Raw genomic sequence first — 18054 nt, forward strand, 5'->3', positions numbered from 1 at the left:
CACAGGGGCGTCACGACCCTCCCCTACCGCTGGGGCATGATCCGGTTCATCCTCGCCGCCCTGCTCCTCGCCAGCCCGGTCGCCGCACAAGACATGCCGTATCCGCTCGTCATCGCCCATCGCGGCGCCTCCGGCGAGCGGCCGGAGCACACCCGCGCGGCCTATGAACTGGCCATCGAACAAGGCGCCGACTTCATCGAGCCGGATCTGGTCATGTCGAAAGACGGCCAGCTGATTGTCCGCCACGAAAACGAGATCGGCGGCACGACGAACGTCGCCGATCATCCCGGGTTCGCCGCCCGTCGCACGACGAAGACCATCGACGGCGTCCAGACCACGGGCTGGTTCACCGAGGACTTCACCGTCGCCGAGTTGCTGACCCTTCGTGCCCGTGAACGGCTCGCCACCCTGCGTCCCGGCAACACCGCCTATCTCGAAGAAACGATCCTGACCTTCCAGGACGTCATCGACATCGCCCGCGAGGCCAGGGCCCGCACCGGTCGGGTCGTCGGCGTCGCGCCCGAACTCAAGCACCCGAGCTATTTCGTCGGTCTGGGCCTGCCGATGGAGCCCGCCTTCGTCGAGGCTCTGCGCGCCAACGACCTGATGTCATCCAGCAGCCCGATCATGGTCCAGTGTTTCGAGATCGACTGCCTGCAGTCCTTGAACCAGCAGACCGACGCGCCCCTGCTCCAGCTGATGTCGGCGTCCGGCGGTCCGGCCGATCACCCGGACATGACCTACGCCGCCATGGCCACGCCGGCAGGCCTCGCCGGGATCGCCGCCTATGCCGACGCCGTCGGGGTCGAGACCGCCCTGATCATCCCCCGCACGCCCGCTGGTGCCGCAGGAGCGCCGACGACCCTGGTCGCCGACGCTCACGCAGCGGGCCTCAAGGTCGTCGTCTGGACCTTCCGCGCCGAGGACATGTTCGTACCCACGGACTATCGCGGCGACCTGCCCGGCTGGATCCGGCGATTCTACGATCTGGGCGTCGATGCGGTATTCAGCGACTTCCCGGCTGTGGCGGTCGAGGCGCGGGACTAGCCCTCGCGGAACTGCAGCTCCGCAAGACGCGCGTAGAGCCCGCCCCTGGCCACCAGTTCGTGGTGGGTCCCCTCTTCCACCGCGACGCCGTCTTCCATGACCACGATCCGGTCGGCGCGCAGCACCGTCGCCAGGCGGTGGGCGATGACCAGCGTGGTGCGTCCCTCCATCGCCTGGTCCAGCGCAGCCTGCACCAGACGCTCGTTCTCGGCGTCCAGCGCGCTGGTCGCCTCGTCGAGCAGCAGGATCGGCGCGTCGCGCACCAGGGCCCGCGCGATGGCCAGCCGCTGGCGCTGTCCGCCCGACAAACTCTTGCCGCGCTCGCCCAGAGGCGTGGCGAATCCTTCCGGCAGGGCGTCGATGAAGGTCAGGGCCTGCGCCTCCTCCGCCGCCTTGCGCGCATCGTCTTCCGAAGCCTCCTCGCGGCCGAAGCGGATGTTCTCCAGCGCCGAGCCGGAGAACAGCGGCGCCTCTTGAGACACCCAGGCGAATCGCCCACGCACCTCGGCCGGATCGGCCGCCCGGACATCGACCCCGTCCACGCTGACCGCACCCTCCTGCGGATCGTAGAAGCGCAGGAGCAGGCGGAACACCGTCGACTTGCCGGCCCCCGACGGTCCGACCAGGGCCACGGTCTCGCCCGGCCGCACTGTCAGGTCGAAGCCCTTGAGCGCCGGCAGATCGGGCCGACCCGGATAGGCGAACCGCACGCCCGCCATGGCGACGCGTCCCTCGGCCGGGCTCGGCAGGGCGACGGGCGCCTCCGGAGCCATGATCGAGGGCACCGCCTTCATCAACTCGTCGATCCGCTGCATGGCGCCAGACGCCTTCTGCACATCCCCCCAGCTCTCGCCGAGCGCGCCGACGGCGCCGGCGGTGAACACCGACAGCAGCACGAACTGCAACAGGGCTCCCGGCGTCATCGCACCGCGAATGACGTCCTGAGCGCCCAGCCAGAGCACCAGGGTCACCCCGCCGAAGATCACCACGATGACCACGGCCGTCATCCAGGCCCGCGCGCGCATCCGCACGATGGAGACGCCGAACGCCTCCTCCACCACCGCGCCGAACCGGTCGACGGCGCTGCGAACCCGGCCGAAGGCCTGCACCGTCTCGATGGCGTCGACGCTCTCGCCGGCGAAGCCCACGGCGTTGGCGAACCGGTCCTGGGACTTCACGGTCAGTTTTCGCACACTGCGTCCGAACAGGAAGATCGGCGCCATCAGGAGCGGGGCGGTCAGCAGCACCAGCCCCGTCAGCTTGGGGCTGACAATGAACAACAGGGCGACGCCGCCCAGCAGGGTCAGGAAATTCCTCAGCGCGAACGACACCGAGGTCGTCAGCAGGGTCTCGACGAGCGCGATGTCGGTCGTGAGCCGGCTCAACACCTCACCCGTGCGCATCCGCGCGAAGAAGGCGGGGTCCAGCGTCAGGATGCGATCGAACAGCGCCTTGCGCAGGTCCGCAATCATCCGTTCGCCGGTCTTGGTGACATAGAAATACCGGACCGCCGTCGCCACGCCCAGGAACACGGCGTTCAGTCCCAGAAACAGGAACCAGCGGTTGATGTCGGCCCCGCCGTTCTCGAACCCGTGGTCGATCGCGCCCCGCGCCGTCGCTGTCAGGGCCAGTGACGCCGCCGTCGAGCCCAGCAGCCAGAAGCCCGCGATCAGGGCGTCCAGCCGGTGCTGCATCAGATAGGGCCAGAGCCTCAGCAGGGGCCGCACGTCCTTGCGCTTCTCGCGCCGCTCACCCGCCTCGCCCATCTGTTCAGCCAGGACCGCGCCGGCGCCGGGACGTCCCACCGCCTCCGTGCTGGAATAGGCGTCAGGGGTCGGCGAAGAGCTGCTCATGCGCGGCTCTTGCCCCGGAACGCCCTGCGGTGTAAACGCCGCCGCTCATTCCCGCCGGAACGTCTGGCGGGTTTTCTCATTTTCACGCACCGACGGTCGGCATCGTCACCGCGTACAGAGACCGGAACACGACCATGAAGGCCGATACGCACCCCGACTACCACTTCATCACCGTCACCCTGACGAACGGCGACACGTACAAGACGCGTTCGACCTACGGCAAAGAAGGCGACGTGCTGAACCTGGACATCGATCCCTCGACCCACCCGGCCTGGACCGGCGGCAACCAGCAGATGCTGGACCGCGGCGGTCGCGTTTCGCGCTTCAACAACAAGTTCGGCGGCTTCATCAAGAAGTAGGCCCCAGCCTGGTTCTGCCGGGCGGTCGACTGGAAGCTGGCGCATCACACTGGTGCGACAAAGACGTCACGAAGAGCGCCGGTCGCCCGACCGGCGCTTTTTGTTTGTCCGGAACGTCGATAACATGTCCCCGTCCGGCGCACGGGCGTGGACACGGGGCTCCACCAGGCGGCGAACAAAGGCGACAAGAGACCATGAATCGACGCGAACTCACCCTCGGCGCCGCCGTCTCGGCTCTGGCCGGCTCTGCGGCGGCGCAGAACGGGGCTGCCCCCTATCCCGCCCAGACCGCCCCAGCCGCGCCGACCAGCCCCTACTACGCCGCCTTCAGCGCCCAGCTGGAGCGCCTGCCCGCAGCGATCCAGCCTGACGTCCGCGCCTTCTACGAACTGAACGGCTGGCGCCCGGTGTGGACCGCCGCCCGCCTGCGCACCCTGAACCAGGCTTCTGCCCGCGCCGAGCGTCACGGCCTGTCGCGTTCGGACTTCTTCGACTTCGTGGGTCTGGCCGCCGATCCCGACAGCGCGGACATCCGCACCACCGCCGCCGCCATCACCTACGCCCGTGTCCTGGCCGAGGGTCGCGTCCGTCCCGAGACGGTCGAGGACCTGTGGGAAATGGAGAAGAACCGGGTCGACCTGCCGGTCGGGCTGAACGACGCCCTGGTCCAGAACAAGATCGTCGAATGGTACGAGGGCCTGGCCCCGACGGACATCGGCTACACCAACCTGTCGGCCGGCTATGTTCGCTATCGCCGACTCATCCGCGAGGGCGGCTGGCCCCGCTTCGTCGCCCGCTCGGGCACGATCGAGCCGGGAGCCAGCGACAACCGCGTGCCCGCCATGATCGCCCGTCTGGTGGCCGAGGGCGACCTCTCAGCCGCCGACGGCGCACGCCTGACGGCCGAGGGCCTCGTGTATGGCCCGGAACTGCAGACCGCGATGCGCGGCTTCCAGGCCCGTCACGGCCTGGCGGCCGACGGCCGCATCGGCGCGGGCACCCAGAGCTCGCTCGGCGCCTCGGCCGAGGACCGCGCCCGGCAGATCGCCCTGAACCTGGAGCGTCGCCGCTGGCTCAAGCGCGATCTGAATCCCGAGCGGATCGAGGTCAACACCGCCGCCGCGATCATGGTCTACTGGAAGGACGGCCGCCCGGTTCACTCCAACCGCGTCGTCTGCGGCGCTCCGGCGACCCAGACGCCGAGCCTCGAGAAACCCTTCGCCTCGGTCGTGGCCAACCCGCCCTGGTACGTACCCGCAGGCATCGCCCGTCGCGAGATCCTGCCCCGCGGCCCCGGCTATCTGGCCAGCCAGAACATGTATGTCTCGAACGGCACCGTCATCCAGCGCGCCGGGCCGAGAGCCGCTCTGGGCTATGTGAAGTTCGAGCTGCGCGACAGCTACGCCATCTTCCTGCACGACACCCCGTCGAAGGCCGCCTTCAACCTGTCGATGCGTCAGCGGTCACACGGCTGCGTCCGCGTGCAGAACGCGGTCGAATTCGCCCGCCTCCTGCTGTCGCCCGACGCGACCCTGCTGGGACAGTTTGACGACGCCCAGGTCAGCCGCGACACCCGCCGTATCCAGACGGGCCGCGAGATCACCGTGCGCCTGCTCTACTGGACCGCCTTCGTCGATGGCCAGGGTCGGGTCGCCTTCCGCGAGGACGTCTACCGTCGCGACCAGAAACTGGCCGAAGCCCTCGGCATCGCCGTCAGTCTGCCGACCGTGGTGGATGACGGAACCGCTGTGGCGAACGACGTCGGGCCGTAGGTCCGCTTCCCTTCTCCCCTTGCGGGAGAAGGTGGCAGCCGAACGCTGACGGATGAGGGGTCACACCGGCGGCTTGTGTGAGCTTCCCGGCGAGGTCAGCGCAACCCCTCACCCGATCGCGTCAGGACGACGGCTATCGCCGTCGTGCGCGAGCTCCCTCTCCCGCAAGGGGAGAGGGCCTTTTGGCTCTAGGCCCGGAAAGCCGCTTCCAGCATTCCCAGCTGGCTCAGCACCGGGTTGGCGTCGGGCTCGGGCGCCGCATCCAGGTACATCCGCTTGTCCAGATACAGGACGCGGTCGTGCAGCTTCTCTGCGCGCACCAGGTATTCGACCAGGGCGATCGGCATCTCAGGATGGCTCGGCTCGCCCTCGACCTTGCGTTCATTCAGGCGATAACGCGGCTCGCACGCGGCCTCGGGCGCCATGTCGCCCTCGCGCACGGCGCGCTGCACCAGCAGCCAGGACGCCACCTGCATCAGGCGGGTCGTCAGTTTCATGCTCTCGGCGGCATAGGCCAGGGCGGCGGAGCGCGACAACAGCTTGGATTCGCGGCGGCCGTCGCCGTCCAGATAGGCGGCGGTCTCCTCGACCAGATCCATGCCTTCCTGGAAGGTGCGCTCGAACAGCTCGGAGCGCGCGAAATCGCGGATCTCTCCGGCGCGCGACGCCGTTTTCGGCGCAAAATTCTCGTCGCCCATCAACTCAACCATACTCATCGTGATCCGGATCGTCCGCTGGTCCATCGGGCCGGAACGGCGCCGCAGGCCGTTCGCCTGCAACCGCCATGCCACGGAAAAGGCCTCTGCGGAACCGCATCAGCGCCCGAAGTTGAACAGGGCGTCGGCGGCGGACTTCTTGGCGGCCTTGCCGGCGATGGCCGCTCGCACCCGCGCAATCTCGGCTTCCAGCGCCTCGATCCGCTCGCCCAGTTCATCGACCGAATACAGGTCCAGATCCTCACGACCGAGAGCCGACACGGCCGCTCCGCGTTGCGGACGGGGTTCGAGATCCTCAAACGTCATCGTCGCCTCCTTGGCCAGAACCCCGAAGAAGCCCATTTACGCTCCCGGACACGGACGATTGCAAGGCTTGGACGGATATGCGGGTCATCGAAATCGACGGCGGCTCAGGCCCGGCCGAGGCCCTGCGCCTCTCCGAGCGCCCCGATCCGCAGGCCGGAGAGGGTGAAATCCGCATCCGCGTGCACGCCGCCGGGGTCAATCGCCCCGACCTGCTCCAGCGCGCCGGCGGCTACCCTCCCCCGCCGGGCGCGTCCGACATCATGGGGTTGGAGGTCGCCGGCGAGGTCGATCAGGTCGGTCCCGGCGTAACCCGCTGGCAGGTCGGCGACCGGGTTTGCGCCCTGCTCGGCGGCGGCGGATATGCCGGGTACGCCGTCGTCGACGCCCGCCACGCCCTGCCGATCCCGAGCGGCCTCGATTTCATACAGGCCGCCGCCCTCCCGGAAACCGTCTTCACCGTCTTCGCCAATGTGTTCGAGGCGGGCGCCCTGCAGGCCGGCGAGACCTTGCTGATCCACGGCGCCACCTCCGGCATCGGCGTCACCGCCATCCAGATGGCCAGGGCGGCGGGCGCCCGCGTCATCGCCACATCACGCGGCGCGGCAAAGGCCGACGCCGCCAAGGCTCTTGGAGCCGATGTCAGTCTCGACGCCTCCACCGGGGACCTGTTGGAAGCAATCAAGGCGGCCGGCGGCGCGGACGTCATCCTCGACATGGTCGGCGCGGCCTATGCGGAGACCAATCTGAGCGCCCTCAAGCCCGGGGGGCGCTGGGTCGTGATCGCGACGCTCAGCGGCGGCCTCGCCCAGGTCGACCTGATGCGGATCATGATGAAACAGGCGACCCTGACCGGATCGACCCTGCGTCGCCGGTCGGCGGACGAGAAGGCGCGTCTGGCGACGGCTGTCGAGCAGACGGTCTGGCCCTGGGTCGTCTCGGGCGCCGTGCGTCCGCCGGTCGAGGCGACCTTCCCCCTGGCCGAAACGAAACTCGCCCACCTCCGGCTGGAGGCGGGCGAGCACGTCGGCAAGATCGTCTTGAAGGTCAGCTCAAGCAGCGAGTGACCGCGTCGCTGGCGGCAGGCTGAAGAAGGCGCCTACCAGCCGCCCCCGCGACGGGCCGGTCGCATCGACGAGATGCGGTCGTTGATGCCCGTGTTGTTCAGGTTGCGGGTGCTGGAGGTGATGACCTGGCATTGGCCGCGGAACCAGGCGTCGGTGCAGACTTCCCAGGCGCCGTTGACCTCGATCGAGCTGATCTGGTCGTTGAGACCCGAGCGACCCAGATCGCCGATCTCACTGCGGAACGATTGCGACTGCCCCCTGTAGTTCGAGTCGGAGTAGACGGTGATGCCATTGCGGCCGTTGTTGCCGCCCCAGCCGCCGCCGTTGTTGCCGCCGTTGCCCCAACCGCCGCCGTTGTTGCCGCCATTGCCCCAGCCGCCGCCATTGTTGCCGCCGTTGCCCCAGCCGCCACCGTTGTTGCCGCCGTTGTTGCCGCCGTTACCCCAGCCGCCGCCGTTGTTGCCGCCACCGCTGCCACGCTCATACTCGCCGCGCACATTGCCGCAGACCAGCAGGCCGTCGTTGTTCGCGATGTCGCTGGACGAGCAGCGCGCCAGTTCGATCGAGGTGCCACGGACGTTGCCGCGCATGTCGCGGCAGTCGGCATAGAGCCGACCTTGATTGACATAGGATCCGCTACAGCTGTCGGCGAAGCTGCCGCGCGGCGCGACCCTTTGGGGTCCGCTGCCGTCGTCCATCGACGGGGCGCGTTCCTGAGCGCCGCCTGCGAGCATCGCCAGAGCGGCGATCGAGGTGAGTGCTATAGACATGGTCTTCCTCCAGATGATCCCTAGGGCCGCTGAACGCGTCCGATATGACAGTGTCCAACTATCAGCATGAACCGTTGCTGTATGACACCGACAGACGTCGTTTTCTTTTGCACCGAAACGGCCTATATCGAAATCATCAGCGCCCGGCCGAAAGGTCGGGCGCCGTCGTATCCAGAGCCCGGGATCGCCGGGCCCATCATTTCCGGGACTGCCCCAATGACCGACATCCTGATGCCCAAGGCCACCGCGGTCTGGCTTGTGGACAACACCTCGCTGACCTTCGAACAGATCGCCGACTTCTGCGGCCTGCATCCGCTCGAAGTGCGCGGTATTGCCGACGGTGACGTGGCCCGCGACATCCGCGGCGTCGATCCCATCACCGGCGGCCAGCTGACGCGCGAGGAACTGGACAAGGCCCAGGACAACGACGCCTACATGATGAAGGCTGTCGTCAGCCGTCACGCCGAACTGCTGAAGACCCACAAGCCCGCGCCGAAATACACCCCGGTCTCGCGTCGTCAGGATCGTCCTGACGCCATCATGTGGTTCGTCAAGAACCACCCGGAGGTCACTGACGCCCAGATCGCCAAACTGCTCGGCACTACCAAGTCGACGATCGACAGCGTGCGCAACCGCACCCACTGGAACAGCCCCCAGATCAAGCCGGTCGATCCGGTGACGCTCGGCCTGGTCGGCCAGCTGGTGCTGGACGAACTGGTCTCCAAGGCCGCCGACAAGAAGAACAAGGACGACGCGAAAAAGGGCGGCGCCGCCCTCCAGCCGATCGAGGCCGAACCCGCCGAGCCGGAGTTCGTCCCCGAAGAACGCGAACGCCGCACGGCGGAGCCGACCGCTGCATCGGTGTTCGGCACGAACGACTGATGCTACCCTCTCCCCTTGCGGGAGAGGGATTGAGAGCCCGAGAGCGCAGCGATCGGACTTGCTCGAAAGGGTGAGGGGTCTCGCTGCCGCCAAGTGGCCAGGCCTGCGTCACCCCTCAGCCGACCGCGCCCGAACGACGGCTTCGCCGCCGTGCGCGGGCTCCCTCTCCCGCAAGGGGAGAGGGAAACGGAAACGAAAAACGGCCCCGGGATCGCTCCCGGGGCCGTTCGCTTTTCCAATGGAGACCTAAGGCTACCCTGCCCTGGCCTCCAGACTGGTGATTTCCTCCTTCAGCCGGAGCTTCCTTCGCTTGAGCTCCCTGACCTGCAGCGGATCCACGGACGGTCGTCCCACCTCCTGCCGGATGGTGTCATCCAGCTGGCGGTGACGATTTCCCAGTTCGCGGATACGAGCTTCGATGGTCATGGCTTGCGCCTCCATGTCTAAGGGACCACACAGTGAGCGCCCGGATTTGCCGCCTGTGAAATCACGGTTCGGTGACGTGAACAGAACGTAAAATTTCTCCGGGCACGTCGGAACCTGGCCCCCAATCTGGACCATGATGTGAACGTAGCTGTACGGACCCCGCCGACCCGTCTGGTGGTCGGAATCTCAGGCGCATCGGGCGTCATCTACGGAATCCGGGTCCTGGACGCGCTCAACGAACTGGGCGTCGAGAGCCATCTGGTCGTCACCCGCGCCGCCCTGCTCACATTGTCGCAGGAGACGGACTTCAGCGCTGACGACCTGACCGGCAAGGCCTCGGTCGTTCACAAACTCAACGATGTCGGCGCCTCGATCGCTTCCGGGTCCTCCAAGTCGCTGGGCATGATCGTCGCCCCCTGCTCGGTCCGAACCATGAGCGAGATCGCCACCGGCGTGACCTCGACCCTTCTGACCCGCGCCGCCGATGTGGTCCTGAAGGAGCGCCGGCCTCTGGTCCTGATGGTGCGCGAGACGCCGTTCCACCTGGGCCACCTGCGCACCATGACGGCTCTGGCCGAGATGGGCGCCACTATCGCCCCGCCCCTGCCCGCCTTCTATGCGAAGCCCGCCTCGATCGAGGAGGTGGTCGACCAGTCCGTGGGCCGCGCCCTGGACCTGTTCGGCCTCGACTGGGCTCCGGTGAAACGCTGGGAGGGGCTCAAGGGCGCCGCTTCCGAATGAACGAACCGGCTCAAGCAGTGAGCGGCCGCGCCGCGAACGGTAGCCCTCAAGAAAGCCCTTTCTGGGATTGGGCCCTGAAAGCCTACGCCGCCCCCGGCGTGTCCGACGCCTGCCTCCAGCTTCAGGATGGAACCGGCCAGAACGTGCCCCTGCTGCTCTGGGCCGGGTGGACCGCCGCGACCGGCCGGGTGCTGGACGAGGATTCGATCGAAGGCGCCTGCGACTGCGCCCGCGCCTGGGACGCAGCCGCAGTCTCACCCCTGCGAACGCTTCGCCGCACGCTCAAGAACACCAACCCGGATATCGACAATGCCGCCCGCGAAAGCCTGCGCGAGGCCGTGAAGGCCGTCGAACTCTCCGCCGAACGCCATCTGATGGCCGGTCTGGAAGCGCTCGCGCCGCCGTCGAGCGGTCCGCCTCGCCCCGCCATAGAGGCTCTTGTCGCTGTCGCACGGGTCTGGAGCCGGGTCGTACCGCGCCCGGCGCTGACGACGCTCGCCGAACGCCTTCCGGCCTGACGCGGCCTCGGCTATAAGCCCGCCTTCGCGGGGACCGCATGAACGACGACCAACCCTTCCTGACCGACGACGAGATCGCCCTGCACGCAGAGGTGAAGCTGCTGCGTCTCGAGCACGCCGACCTCGACGCCTCCATCGAGGCCCTGTCGCACATGCCGATCCCGGACCAGCTCCTGATCGCCCGGCTCAAGCGCAAGAAGCTCCTTCTGCGCGACGAGATCGTGAAGATCGAAAGCCGGATTCTCCCCGACATCATCGCCTGAACCTGCCCTTCTCCCGCTGGGAGAGGGGGGCCCGCTGGACTCTGTTTTTCCGGGTCCAGACAGTGCATCGCCTTAGACCCAATCTCCGTATTGCCGCATAAACAGTTGTTTTTGCGCACTATCTTCCGCGCTTGCGAACCCACATCGCCGCATCCGCCTCGGCCAGCCAGGTCTCGACGTCCGCCTGACCGGCGAAAGCCCGCACGCCGAACGATCCGCCCAGCGACGCGGCCGATCCGTCCCACTGGAACTCGGCCCCTTCCAGCGCCGCCTTCAGCCCCGCGGCCTTCTCCTTGCCCGCATCCATGTCCGCGTTCAGCAGGAGGACGGCGAACTCGTCACCGCCCAGCCGGCCCACGGCGTCGGTCGCCCGCACATTCTCCACCAGCAGCTCCGCCACCCGCACCAGGGCGGCGTCTCCCGCCGCATGGCCGAGGCTGTCGTTGACCGCCTTGAACCCGTCGAGGTCCAGATACAGCAGCACCGCCGGCACCTTGTAGCGGGTGCAATAGGCCATGGTCCGTGTCATCGCAGCGACGAACCCGCGCCGGTTCAGCACAGGCGTCAGCACGTCGTGCTCCGCCGCCGCCTCCGCCGCCTCGGCGCGCGCGGTCAGGGTCGCCACCTCGGCGCGCAGCCGGGCGATCTCCGCCTGAGGATCAGCGATCTGGTCGATGTTCGGCGCGTCGGTCACGTCGAGAAGGAACTCCGGGCGCGACTCAATGTGTGCGCCGTCTGCCCCCAAGCTAACGCCCTTGGTTGCGGGCGCAACGCGCGTGCTGTAACGGGCCGCTTTCCTCGTAAGGGCCGCTCCAGCATGGCGACGACGACCCCCCCGGTGGCGATCATCATGGGCAGCCGCTCGGACTGGCCCACCATGAAGCACGCGGCCGACATGCTGGACCGTCTGGGCGTCGCCTGGGACGCCCGCGTCGTCTCGGCCCACCGCACCCCGCAACGCCTGTTCGACTTCGCCGGGGGAGCGAAAGCCGCAGGCTTCAAAGTCATTATCGCCGGCGCCGGCGGCGCCGCCCACCTGCCCGGCATGGCCGCCTCCATGACGCCCCTGCCCGTGTTGGGCGTGCCTGTTCAATCTCAGGCGCTGAAGGGCCTCGACAGCCTGTTGTCCATCGTCCAGATGCCCGGCGGCGTGCCCGTCGCCACCCTGGCCATCGGCGAGGCGGGGGCCAAGAACGCCGGCATCCTGGCCGCCCAGATCCTGGCCCTGTCCGACGAGACCCTGGCCGGTCGCCTCGACGCCTTCCGCGAGGCCCAGACCGAGTCGGTCCACGAGAGCGTCGAAGACTGACTTGAGCACCCTGCCCGCACCCCTCGCCCCCGGCTCGACCATCGGCATCCTCGGCGGCGGCCAGCTGGGCCGGATGCTGTCCCAGGCCGCCTCGCGCCTCGGTTTCGATGTCGTCATCCTCGACCCGGAAGAGAACAGCCCGGCCGGTCGCGTCTCACGCGGCCAGATCGTCGCCGCCTATGACGATCCGACGGCTCTGAACGTCTTCGGCCGCGTCTGCGACGTGGTCACCTTCGAGTTCGAGAACGTCCCCGCCGCCTCGGTCGAACGGCTCGCCGAGGCCGGCGCCCTCGTCGCCCCCGGCCCCACCGCCCTCGCCGTCGCCCAGGACCGGGTCGACGAGAAGACCTTCCTCAATGCCGTCGGCGCGACCACGGTCGACTTTGCCGCCATCGACAGCGCGGAAGACATCATGGCCAATCTGGATCAGGTCGGCCTGCCCTGCCTGCTCAAGACCAGGCGCGACGGCTACGACGGCAAGGGCCAGGTCTGGATCCGCGACGCCGCCGACGTCCCTGAGGCCTGGGCCGCCATCGGTGGTCGCCCCGCCATCCTCGAAGCGAGGGCCGCCTTCACACGCGAGCTGTCGATCATCGCCGCCCGGGGCCGGGACGGCGCTGTCGCCGTCTATCCGCTGGGCGAGAACAGGCACTCCGGCGGCGTCCTGCGCACCACCAACGCCCCGGCCCAGGTCGATGCGAAGACCGGGAAGCGCGCCAAGGCCATCGCCGCCGCCGTCCTCGACGGCCTCGCCTACGTCGGCGTCATCGGCATAGAGCTGTTTGACCTCGGCGACGGAAACCTGCTGGTCAACGAGATCGCCCCTCGCGTTCACAACACGGGGCACTGGACCCAGGACGGCTGCGTCTGCGACCAGTTCGAACAGCATGTGCGCGCCGTCGCCGGCTGGCCGCTGGGTCCCACGAAGGCTCACGCCAGGGTCGAGATGACCAATCTGCTCGGCGACGAGGTCGAGCAATGGTCGAAACTGGCGGCCAGGCCCGACCAGCGCCTCCACCTCTACGGCAAGGCCGAGGCGCGCCCGGGCCGGAAAATGGCGCATGTGAACCGGGTCGCCAGCCTCTAGCCGGTTGCGCCGCCTTGCGATTCGCGGCTAGGTTGAGGCATGGATAACTCTGTCTGGATCACCAACGGTCTGATGTGGCTTGCGATCGCCATGTCCCCGATCGCGCTGTGGGCATCCCGGAGCAGGTTTCTGGCTCGCGTCAACGGACGGACAGAATTCCAGGCGTTGGTAGGGCTCAATGTCGCGGTCGCCATTGCCGCCCTGATCCTGACGCTGTTCACCCTCGGCTATGCGGAAGGCAAGGCGCGGGCCTTCGCCGACAATCGCGCCGACGCGGCGGCGACGGTCCGCTGACCGCATGGTGGCGGCTTTGGATGACATGAGTCTCGCCACCCTTGCGCCGATCCTGCTGCTGGCCGCCGTCGCGATCACGTATCTGACCCCCAGGCTCAGGCAGCGGCGGGGAGTCAGGATCATCGCCGGCGTGGTCGCGCTATGCGCCGTCGTCGCCATTTTCTACGGACTTGGAGCACAGGCGGGGCGTGACGCCGCCCTGCGCGACAATCGGGCCGACGCAAGGGCGCTCGCTCCGTCGGTGCCCTAGGTCTGCTGCAGCCGCTCTAGATCTTCGGCGGGCGCGGAAAGGCGGCGACCGTCATTCGCCCGGCTGCCGGCGGTGCGATCACGTCGGCCGGAACAGACTCAGCGAACAGCCAGTCCGCCCATCGCTCGCTCAGGACCGGGATCACGCCCCTGTCGTGATAGGGCGCTACATCAGGTCCCGGCTCGGTCGTCAGCAAGGCGAAGGCAGCCCCCTCGCCCGCTTCCCCCGCGCGCCAGATGCCGGCGAGCGCCAGGAAGGGCGCCTCCGCATCGCGGAACACCCAGCGCGTCTTGGGATATCGGTCGCCGGTGAACTCGTAGAAGCCGCTTACCGGCACGAGGCAGCGACCGGTGCGCTCGCGGTTGTCGAACACCCGCCCTTCGGCTCGCAGGTTGACCACGGGGCGGGCCTTGGGACGGGGCGGCGGGAATCCGAACTTCAGCATGGCCAGCCGCGCCGAACCGGCGGTTCCGCCTACGACAGGCGACACGTCTGTCGGCTTGACCTCATCGACCGGAGCCAGGTTGGGCAGGCCCGTCGTCATGTCCAGCGGCGCCCGGGCCTTGCCGAACAGTTCGACCAGCTGGGTGATGTTGAACCGGGCCTCGTAGGACGCGCACACCTAGCGGGCGCCGTATCTCAGCCGGCTCAGCATGTCGGTGACCTTGCGCACCGGCGCATCGAAATCCTTGCCCGCCTTCCATTTCTCGAAGGCCATGACGTTCTCGATCCGCGCCGCCACAAAGGCGTCGGCCGCGTCCTTGCCGTCGAACAGCCGCAGGGTCATCGCCGGGATCAGGATGCCCGACAGGATGGTCCGCTTCGAATAGTGGTTCCAGTCGGTCGCCGTATCCCCGGCCCAGCGCCACAGCCGGTCCGCCGTCGCCCAGGTCAGGCTCAGCACCAGATCCGCATTGGTCGGCAGGGCGAGGAAGCCCGACAGTCGCTTCTCGGCCTCCGGATGCACCATCGCGACCTCCAGACGGGTTGAAACCGCCCGGGCGATTCGCTCCCGGATCTTCAGCGCCGCTGGATCGCCCAGGGCCGCCAGGGCCTGGTCGTCATGCCGACGCCACAACAGGACTGCCAGATCGCGCGCGCCATTGGGCAGCAACAGCTCCTGATCGCCTTCGCTCAGGCCGTTCCTGGCGCAGGCTTCGCGCCCCATCCGGCCGTTCCAGCCGAGGCGCGGAGCCAGTTCCAGCGCCGAATCGAGCACCGACTGTTCCATCCGGTCGGCCCAATCCGGCTCAGGCGCATTCGACAGGTGCGGCGTATCGGTCATCTGGCCATGATACGCCTGTCCCAGAGGGATCGCGAGCGTCACGGAAGCGCCGCGACGATCTGGACAGAGGCCGGGGCTTGGTGTATCCGCACGCCTTCGCTCGCCGGGCTGTCGCCCGCGGGAACCGATTTTATTTGTCTGCCCGCCTCTCAAGGACGCGGCGGGCGGCCAAAGGAGAGTTCAACCTGGTACAGATTTTCGTTCGCGATAATAACGTCGATCAAGCGCTCAAAGCCCTCAAGAAGAAGATGCAACGCGAAGGCAGCTTCCGTGAAATGAAGCGCCACGTGCACTACGAGAAGCCCTCGGAGAAGCGCGCCCGCCAGAAGGCCGAGGCCGTTCGTCGCGCCCGCAAGCTGGCCCGCAAGCGCATGCAGCGCGAAGGCCTGCTGCCGCCTCCGAAGCCCCGCGTCCCGCGCGCCTAACGGCCGCGACGCAGGTACAGAATTCAAAGGCCGCTCCTCACGGGGCGGCCTTTTTGATTCTTCCCTCTCCCCTTGCGGGAGAGGGAGACCGCGCACGGCGGCGACAGCCGCCGTCCTGGCGCGATCGGGTGAGGGGTGACACCGGCTCTCACCGGCCAGCAGCAAAACCCCTCACCCTTTCGCGCGAGGCCGCTCGCTGCGCTTGCGGGCGCTCAAGCCCTCTCCCGCAAGGGGAGAGGGACTGGTATCAGCGCCCCCCGCCCGAGATCGCCTGACCGAAGCTCTTCCAGCTCAGTTTCACGTCTGACAGCGCACCCGCCCGGAACGCCCGCCCGGCCAGCCACACCATCAGCAGGGCCACCGCGAACATCCCCGCCATCGTGCCGATGATCTCGATCAGCGGTGGCCCGGACGGCGCACGCGCGCTCATCAGGAAGGGCGTAAAGAACGGCACCCAGGACAGGAATTTCACCGCCGGCGCATCCGGGTTCACCAGCGCCATCTGGACGACCAGCAAGGGCACCACCAGCACCATCATGATCGGCCCCATCAGCGTCTGCGCATCGCGCGGCGTCTCGCAGAAGGCGCCGATGGCCGCGAACAGCACCGCGTACATCAGATAGCCGCCGACGATATAGCCGATGAAGTAGAAGATCAGCCCGTTGGTCATCAGCACCGCGGCCACGTCTCCGGCCACCGACGGCGCCGCCGTGATCAGGCCGACGGCCCCGATCCCGCCCCAGACGACCAGCACCGACAGGGTCAGCATCGCCACCCCCAGCACCTTGCCGGTCAGGATCTCGGTCGCCGAGGCCGACGACAGCAGGACCTCGAGGATCTTGTTCGATTTCTCCTCCATCACGCTGTTCAGCAGGATCGAGGCGCCGGTGATGATCAGCGACCACAGGATGAAGCTGAAGGCCAGGCCGATGATGCCCGGCAACCGGTCCTTGAACGACACCTCGCCACCGCTGGCCGAGCGCGGCGAGAAGACGTTGATCTCTGGCCGGAAGGCGTCGACCCGTTCGACCACGGCCCGGTCGATCCCGGCCTCGCGCAGGACGGTGTCGCGGTTCTCGTCGCGCAGGGCCCGCCGCACGAAGTCCTCGACCGTGTCGTCGGTCGCCCGCGCGGCCCAGACACGGGCCGCCGGCCCCTCGGGCGTGCGGGTCAGGAAGACGACGGCGTCCAGCCGCTGCGCCTTGGGCGTCTCGTCGGTCAGATAACGCCGCACCACCGCCTCCTGGGCCGCGCCGGACGCGGCTGCGGACAGGTCGGCGGGCGCATCGACGAACCGCATGCGCGAGCGGGTCATGGACGCGATCGCACTTTCCGCGGCCCCGGGAGGCGCTCCCGAAGATTTTGCGGCCTTCTCGGCGGCTTCACGCGCGCGTTCGGCCTGACGTTCAGCGTCGGCGTCCAGGACGTTCTTCACGGCGGCGGCCAGACCGGTCGCGGTCGGGCCTTCCTCGATCAGGACGACAGCGCGCACCGGGTCCGCACCCCGCATCATCAGGGGCAGGGCTCCGCCCAGAACGCCGAAGATCGGGAAGGCCAGCAGCGACAGCCAGAAGCCGACCGTCTTGGCGTAGGCGAGGAACTCGCGCTGGGCGATCAGGAGAATACGGCTCATCGGGCGACCTCCGAAGGGGTGGCGGATCGGGCGACACTCTGGTCCTGATCGGGATGATCGCCGGTCAGGTCGATGAAGGCGTCATGCAGGGTCGGCTCCTTGAGCTCGAACCGGCGCACGTCGAGCCCGCTGATGAAGGCGGTCTTCAACGCCTCCTGTCCCCCTGCCCCGCTGGCCAGCGCCCCCTTGAGAACGCGCACGCCACCCTGATCGGACACGACCTCAACGCCGGTCACGCCCGGCAAGGCCGCCACGGCCTGAGCCGAAATCTCGCCTTCCAGCTCCAGGAACCGACGCGAGGTCGCCCGCGCCTCCGTCACCGTGCCGTCGAAGGCCTTACGCCCGCGCGCCATCAGTACGACCTGGTCGCACAGACGCTCAGCATGCTGCATCACGTGGGTGGAGAACAGGACGGTCGCCCCATTGGCCGCCAGATCGCGGATCACCGTCTCCAGACCCTGCTGGTTGACGGGGTCGAGGCCGCTGAACGGCTCGTCCAGGATCACGAACTCCGGCCGGTGCACGACCGAGGCGATCAGCTGGACCTTCTGGGCCATCCCCTTGGACAGCTCCTTCATCTTCTTTTTCTGCGACGCCCCGAGGCCCTGGGCCTCCAGCATCTCGCGGGCGCGGCGCTTGCCCTCGCGCGTCGGCAAGCCTTTCAGCGAGCCGAAGAAGGCGATCGCCTCGACCGGCGTCATCTTCTTGTAGAGGCCGCGCTCCTCCGGGAGGAAGCCGATCCGGTCGCGCACCTTGCGCCCGTCGGACGCGCCGAGGATGTCGATCGTCCCCGCCGAGGCCGACTGCAGACCCAGAATCATGCGGATCGTCGAGGTCTTGCCCGCCCCGTTCGGACCCAGGAAGCCGCAGATGGCGCCCTTCCGGACCTGAAAACTCAGGTCCTTCACCGCCTGAAAATCGCCGTAGCGTTTGCTCACGCCGTCGAGCGTCAAGGCTGCCATACTCATCCCCCGGTCAAACTACAGACCTAGGGGTAGCAAAGGACGCTTTACATGGGAAACGGATTCATGATCCCGGCCCTGTGAAACTCTGC

General features: G+C 68.0%; 23 protein-coding genes. 13 read left to right on the plus strand and 10 right to left on the minus strand.

Annotated elements, in window-relative coordinates:
• Positions 1–36 precede the first annotated feature (36 nt).
• Positions 37–1047 carry a glycerophosphodiester phosphodiesterase gene (locus tag ACW17Y_RS09330; RefSeq protein WP_492035447.1) on the plus strand — a complete coding sequence of 337 codons (1011 nt, stop codon included), beginning with the start codon at positions 37–39 and terminating at the stop codon, positions 1045–1047.
• Here ACW17Y_RS09330 and ACW17Y_RS09335 read toward each other — a convergent pair.
• Entirely contained in the window at positions 1044–2900 is a 1857-nt protein-coding gene (locus ACW17Y_RS09335; protein ID WP_492035448.1) for an ABC transporter transmembrane domain-containing protein, read from the minus strand. The two genes, ACW17Y_RS09330 and ACW17Y_RS09335, sit on opposite strands and share 4 nt — an antisense overlap.
• A 134-nt stretch (positions 2901–3034) precedes the next feature.
• On the opposite strand from ACW17Y_RS09335, the gene rpmE reads away from it, so the two are divergent.
• On the plus strand, positions 3035–3259 hold the full coding sequence (gene rpmE, locus ACW17Y_RS09340) for a 50S ribosomal protein L31 (RefSeq protein ID WP_309627925.1): 225 nt from the start codon (positions 3035–3037) through the stop codon (positions 3257–3259).
• Positions 3260–3453: 194 nt separating this feature from the next.
• Positions 3454–5031, plus strand: a complete 1578-nt coding sequence (locus ACW17Y_RS09345; protein ID WP_492035449.1) for a L,D-transpeptidase family protein — start codon at positions 3454–3456, stop codon at positions 5029–5031.
• 188 nt (positions 5032–5219) lie between these two features.
• On the opposite strand, the gene rcdA is transcribed toward ACW17Y_RS09345, so the two are convergent.
• Both rcdA and ACW17Y_RS09355 read right to left on the minus strand, forming a co-directional pair.
• Positions 5220–5729 (minus strand): protease adaptor protein RcdA, encoded by a 510-nt coding sequence (rcdA, locus tag ACW17Y_RS09350; RefSeq protein ID WP_492038275.1) that lies wholly within the window; start codon positions 5727–5729, stop codon positions 5220–5222.
• A gap of 117 nt (positions 5730–5846) precedes the next feature.
• Positions 5847–6089, minus strand: coding sequence for a DUF1192 family protein (locus tag ACW17Y_RS09355; RefSeq protein WP_492035450.1), 243 nt, complete (start codon positions 6087–6089; stop codon positions 5847–5849).
• Between the two features lie 41 nt (positions 6090–6130).
• On the opposite strand from ACW17Y_RS09355, the gene ACW17Y_RS09360 reads away from it, so the two are divergent.
• Positions 6131–7117 (plus strand): NAD(P)H-quinone oxidoreductase, encoded by a 987-nt coding sequence (locus tag ACW17Y_RS09360; RefSeq protein WP_492035451.1) that lies wholly within the window; start codon positions 6131–6133, stop codon positions 7115–7117.
• Between the two features lie 32 nt (positions 7118–7149).
• Here ACW17Y_RS09360 and ACW17Y_RS09365 read toward each other — a convergent pair whose 3' ends face one another.
• Positions 7150–7887, minus strand: coding sequence for a beta/gamma crystallin-related protein (locus ACW17Y_RS09365; RefSeq protein ID WP_492035452.1), 738 nt, complete (start codon positions 7885–7887; stop codon positions 7150–7152).
• A 216-nt stretch (positions 7888–8103) separates the two neighbouring features.
• On the opposite strand from ACW17Y_RS09365, the gene ACW17Y_RS09370 reads away from it, so the two are divergent.
• Positions 8104–8769, plus strand: a complete 666-nt coding sequence (locus ACW17Y_RS09370) for a DUF1013 domain-containing protein (protein ID WP_492035453.1) — start codon at positions 8104–8106, stop codon at positions 8767–8769.
• Between the two features lie 252 nt (positions 8770–9021).
• Here ACW17Y_RS09370 and ACW17Y_RS09375 read toward each other — a convergent pair whose 3' ends face one another.
• Positions 9022–9195 carry a YdcH family protein gene (locus ACW17Y_RS09375; protein WP_303695499.1) on the minus strand — a complete coding sequence of 58 codons (174 nt, stop codon included), beginning with the start codon at positions 9193–9195 and terminating at the stop codon, positions 9022–9024.
• Positions 9196–9333: 138 nt separating this feature from the next.
• On the opposite strand from ACW17Y_RS09375, the gene ACW17Y_RS09380 reads away from it, so the two are divergent.
• The 3 genes from ACW17Y_RS09380 (at position 9334) to ACW17Y_RS09390 (ending at position 10717) form a co-directional block, all read left to right on the plus strand.
• Positions 9334–9936: a UbiX family flavin prenyltransferase gene (locus ACW17Y_RS09380; protein ID WP_492035454.1), complete on the plus strand. Its 603-nt coding sequence runs from the start codon at positions 9334–9336 to the stop codon at positions 9934–9936.
• A 98-nt stretch (positions 9937–10034) separates the two neighbouring features.
• The gene (locus tag ACW17Y_RS09385) at positions 10035–10454 is read left to right on the plus strand and encodes a TIGR02444 family protein (protein ID WP_492035455.1); all 420 of its coding nucleotides are present in this window, start codon (positions 10035–10037) and stop codon (positions 10452–10454) included.
• Positions 10455–10492: 38 nt separating this feature from the next.
• The gene (locus tag ACW17Y_RS09390) at positions 10493–10717 is read left to right on the plus strand and encodes a YdcH family protein (RefSeq protein WP_428149484.1); all 225 of its coding nucleotides are present in this window, start codon (positions 10493–10495) and stop codon (positions 10715–10717) included.
• A gap of 118 nt (positions 10718–10835) precedes the next feature.
• Here the strand turns inward: ACW17Y_RS09390 and ACW17Y_RS09395 are convergent, their stop codons facing one another.
• Positions 10836–11411, minus strand: a complete 576-nt coding sequence (locus ACW17Y_RS09395; RefSeq protein ID WP_492035456.1) for a GGDEF domain-containing protein — start codon at positions 11409–11411, stop codon at positions 10836–10838.
• A 123-nt stretch (positions 11412–11534) separates the two neighbouring features.
• On the opposite strand from ACW17Y_RS09395, the gene purE reads away from it, so the two are divergent.
• From purE to ACW17Y_RS09415, 4 genes are all read left to right on the plus strand, one after another.
• Positions 11535–12026, plus strand: a complete 492-nt coding sequence (gene purE, locus ACW17Y_RS09400; RefSeq protein WP_492035457.1) for a 5-(carboxyamino)imidazole ribonucleotide mutase — start codon at positions 11535–11537, stop codon at positions 12024–12026.
• Positions 12027–12099: 73 nt separating this feature from the next.
• On the plus strand, positions 12100–13113 hold the full coding sequence (locus ACW17Y_RS09405) for a 5-(carboxyamino)imidazole ribonucleotide synthase (protein ID WP_492038276.1): 1014 nt from the start codon (positions 12100–12102) through the stop codon (positions 13111–13113).
• A 39-nt stretch (positions 13114–13152) separates the two neighbouring features.
• The gene (locus ACW17Y_RS09410; protein ID WP_492035458.1) at positions 13153–13407 is read left to right on the plus strand and encodes a hypothetical protein; all 255 of its coding nucleotides are present in this window, start codon (positions 13153–13155) and stop codon (positions 13405–13407) included.
• 25 nt (positions 13408–13432) lie between these two features.
• Positions 13433–13657, plus strand: a complete 225-nt coding sequence (locus ACW17Y_RS09415; RefSeq protein WP_492035459.1) for a hypothetical protein — start codon at positions 13433–13435, stop codon at positions 13655–13657.
• Between the two features lie 16 nt (positions 13658–13673).
• Here the strand turns inward: ACW17Y_RS09415 and ACW17Y_RS09420 are convergent, their stop codons facing one another.
• Together ACW17Y_RS09420 and ACW17Y_RS09425 are read right to left on the minus strand one after the other, a co-directional pair.
• Positions 13674–14279 (minus strand): SOS response-associated peptidase family protein, encoded by a 606-nt coding sequence (locus tag ACW17Y_RS09420; protein WP_492035460.1) that lies wholly within the window; start codon positions 14277–14279, stop codon positions 13674–13676.
• On the minus strand, positions 14280–14942 hold the full coding sequence (locus tag ACW17Y_RS09425; RefSeq protein WP_492035461.1) for a COQ9 family protein: 663 nt from the start codon (positions 14940–14942) through the stop codon (positions 14280–14282).
• 185 nt (positions 14943–15127) lie between these two features.
• On the opposite strand from ACW17Y_RS09425, the gene rpsU reads away from it, so the two are divergent.
• Complete coding sequence (rpsU, locus tag ACW17Y_RS09430) at positions 15128–15367, plus strand: 30S ribosomal protein S21 (RefSeq protein WP_298161710.1); 240 nt, start codon at positions 15128–15130, stop codon at positions 15365–15367.
• 247 nt (positions 15368–15614) lie between these two features.
• Here rpsU and ACW17Y_RS09435 read toward each other — a convergent pair whose 3' ends face one another.
• A complete protein-coding gene (locus ACW17Y_RS09435; RefSeq protein WP_492035462.1) occupies positions 15615–17000 on the minus strand; it encodes an ABC transporter permease in 1386 nt (461 codons plus the stop codon).
• Entirely contained in the window at positions 16997–17962 is a 966-nt protein-coding gene (locus ACW17Y_RS09440) for an ABC transporter ATP-binding protein (protein ID WP_492035463.1), read from the minus strand. Before ACW17Y_RS09440 ends, ACW17Y_RS09435 begins: the two co-directional genes overlap by 4 nt.
• Positions 17963–18054: the final 92 nt, after the last annotated feature.

It is taken from the genome of Brevundimonas sp. AVps7 (assembly GCF_058681545.1).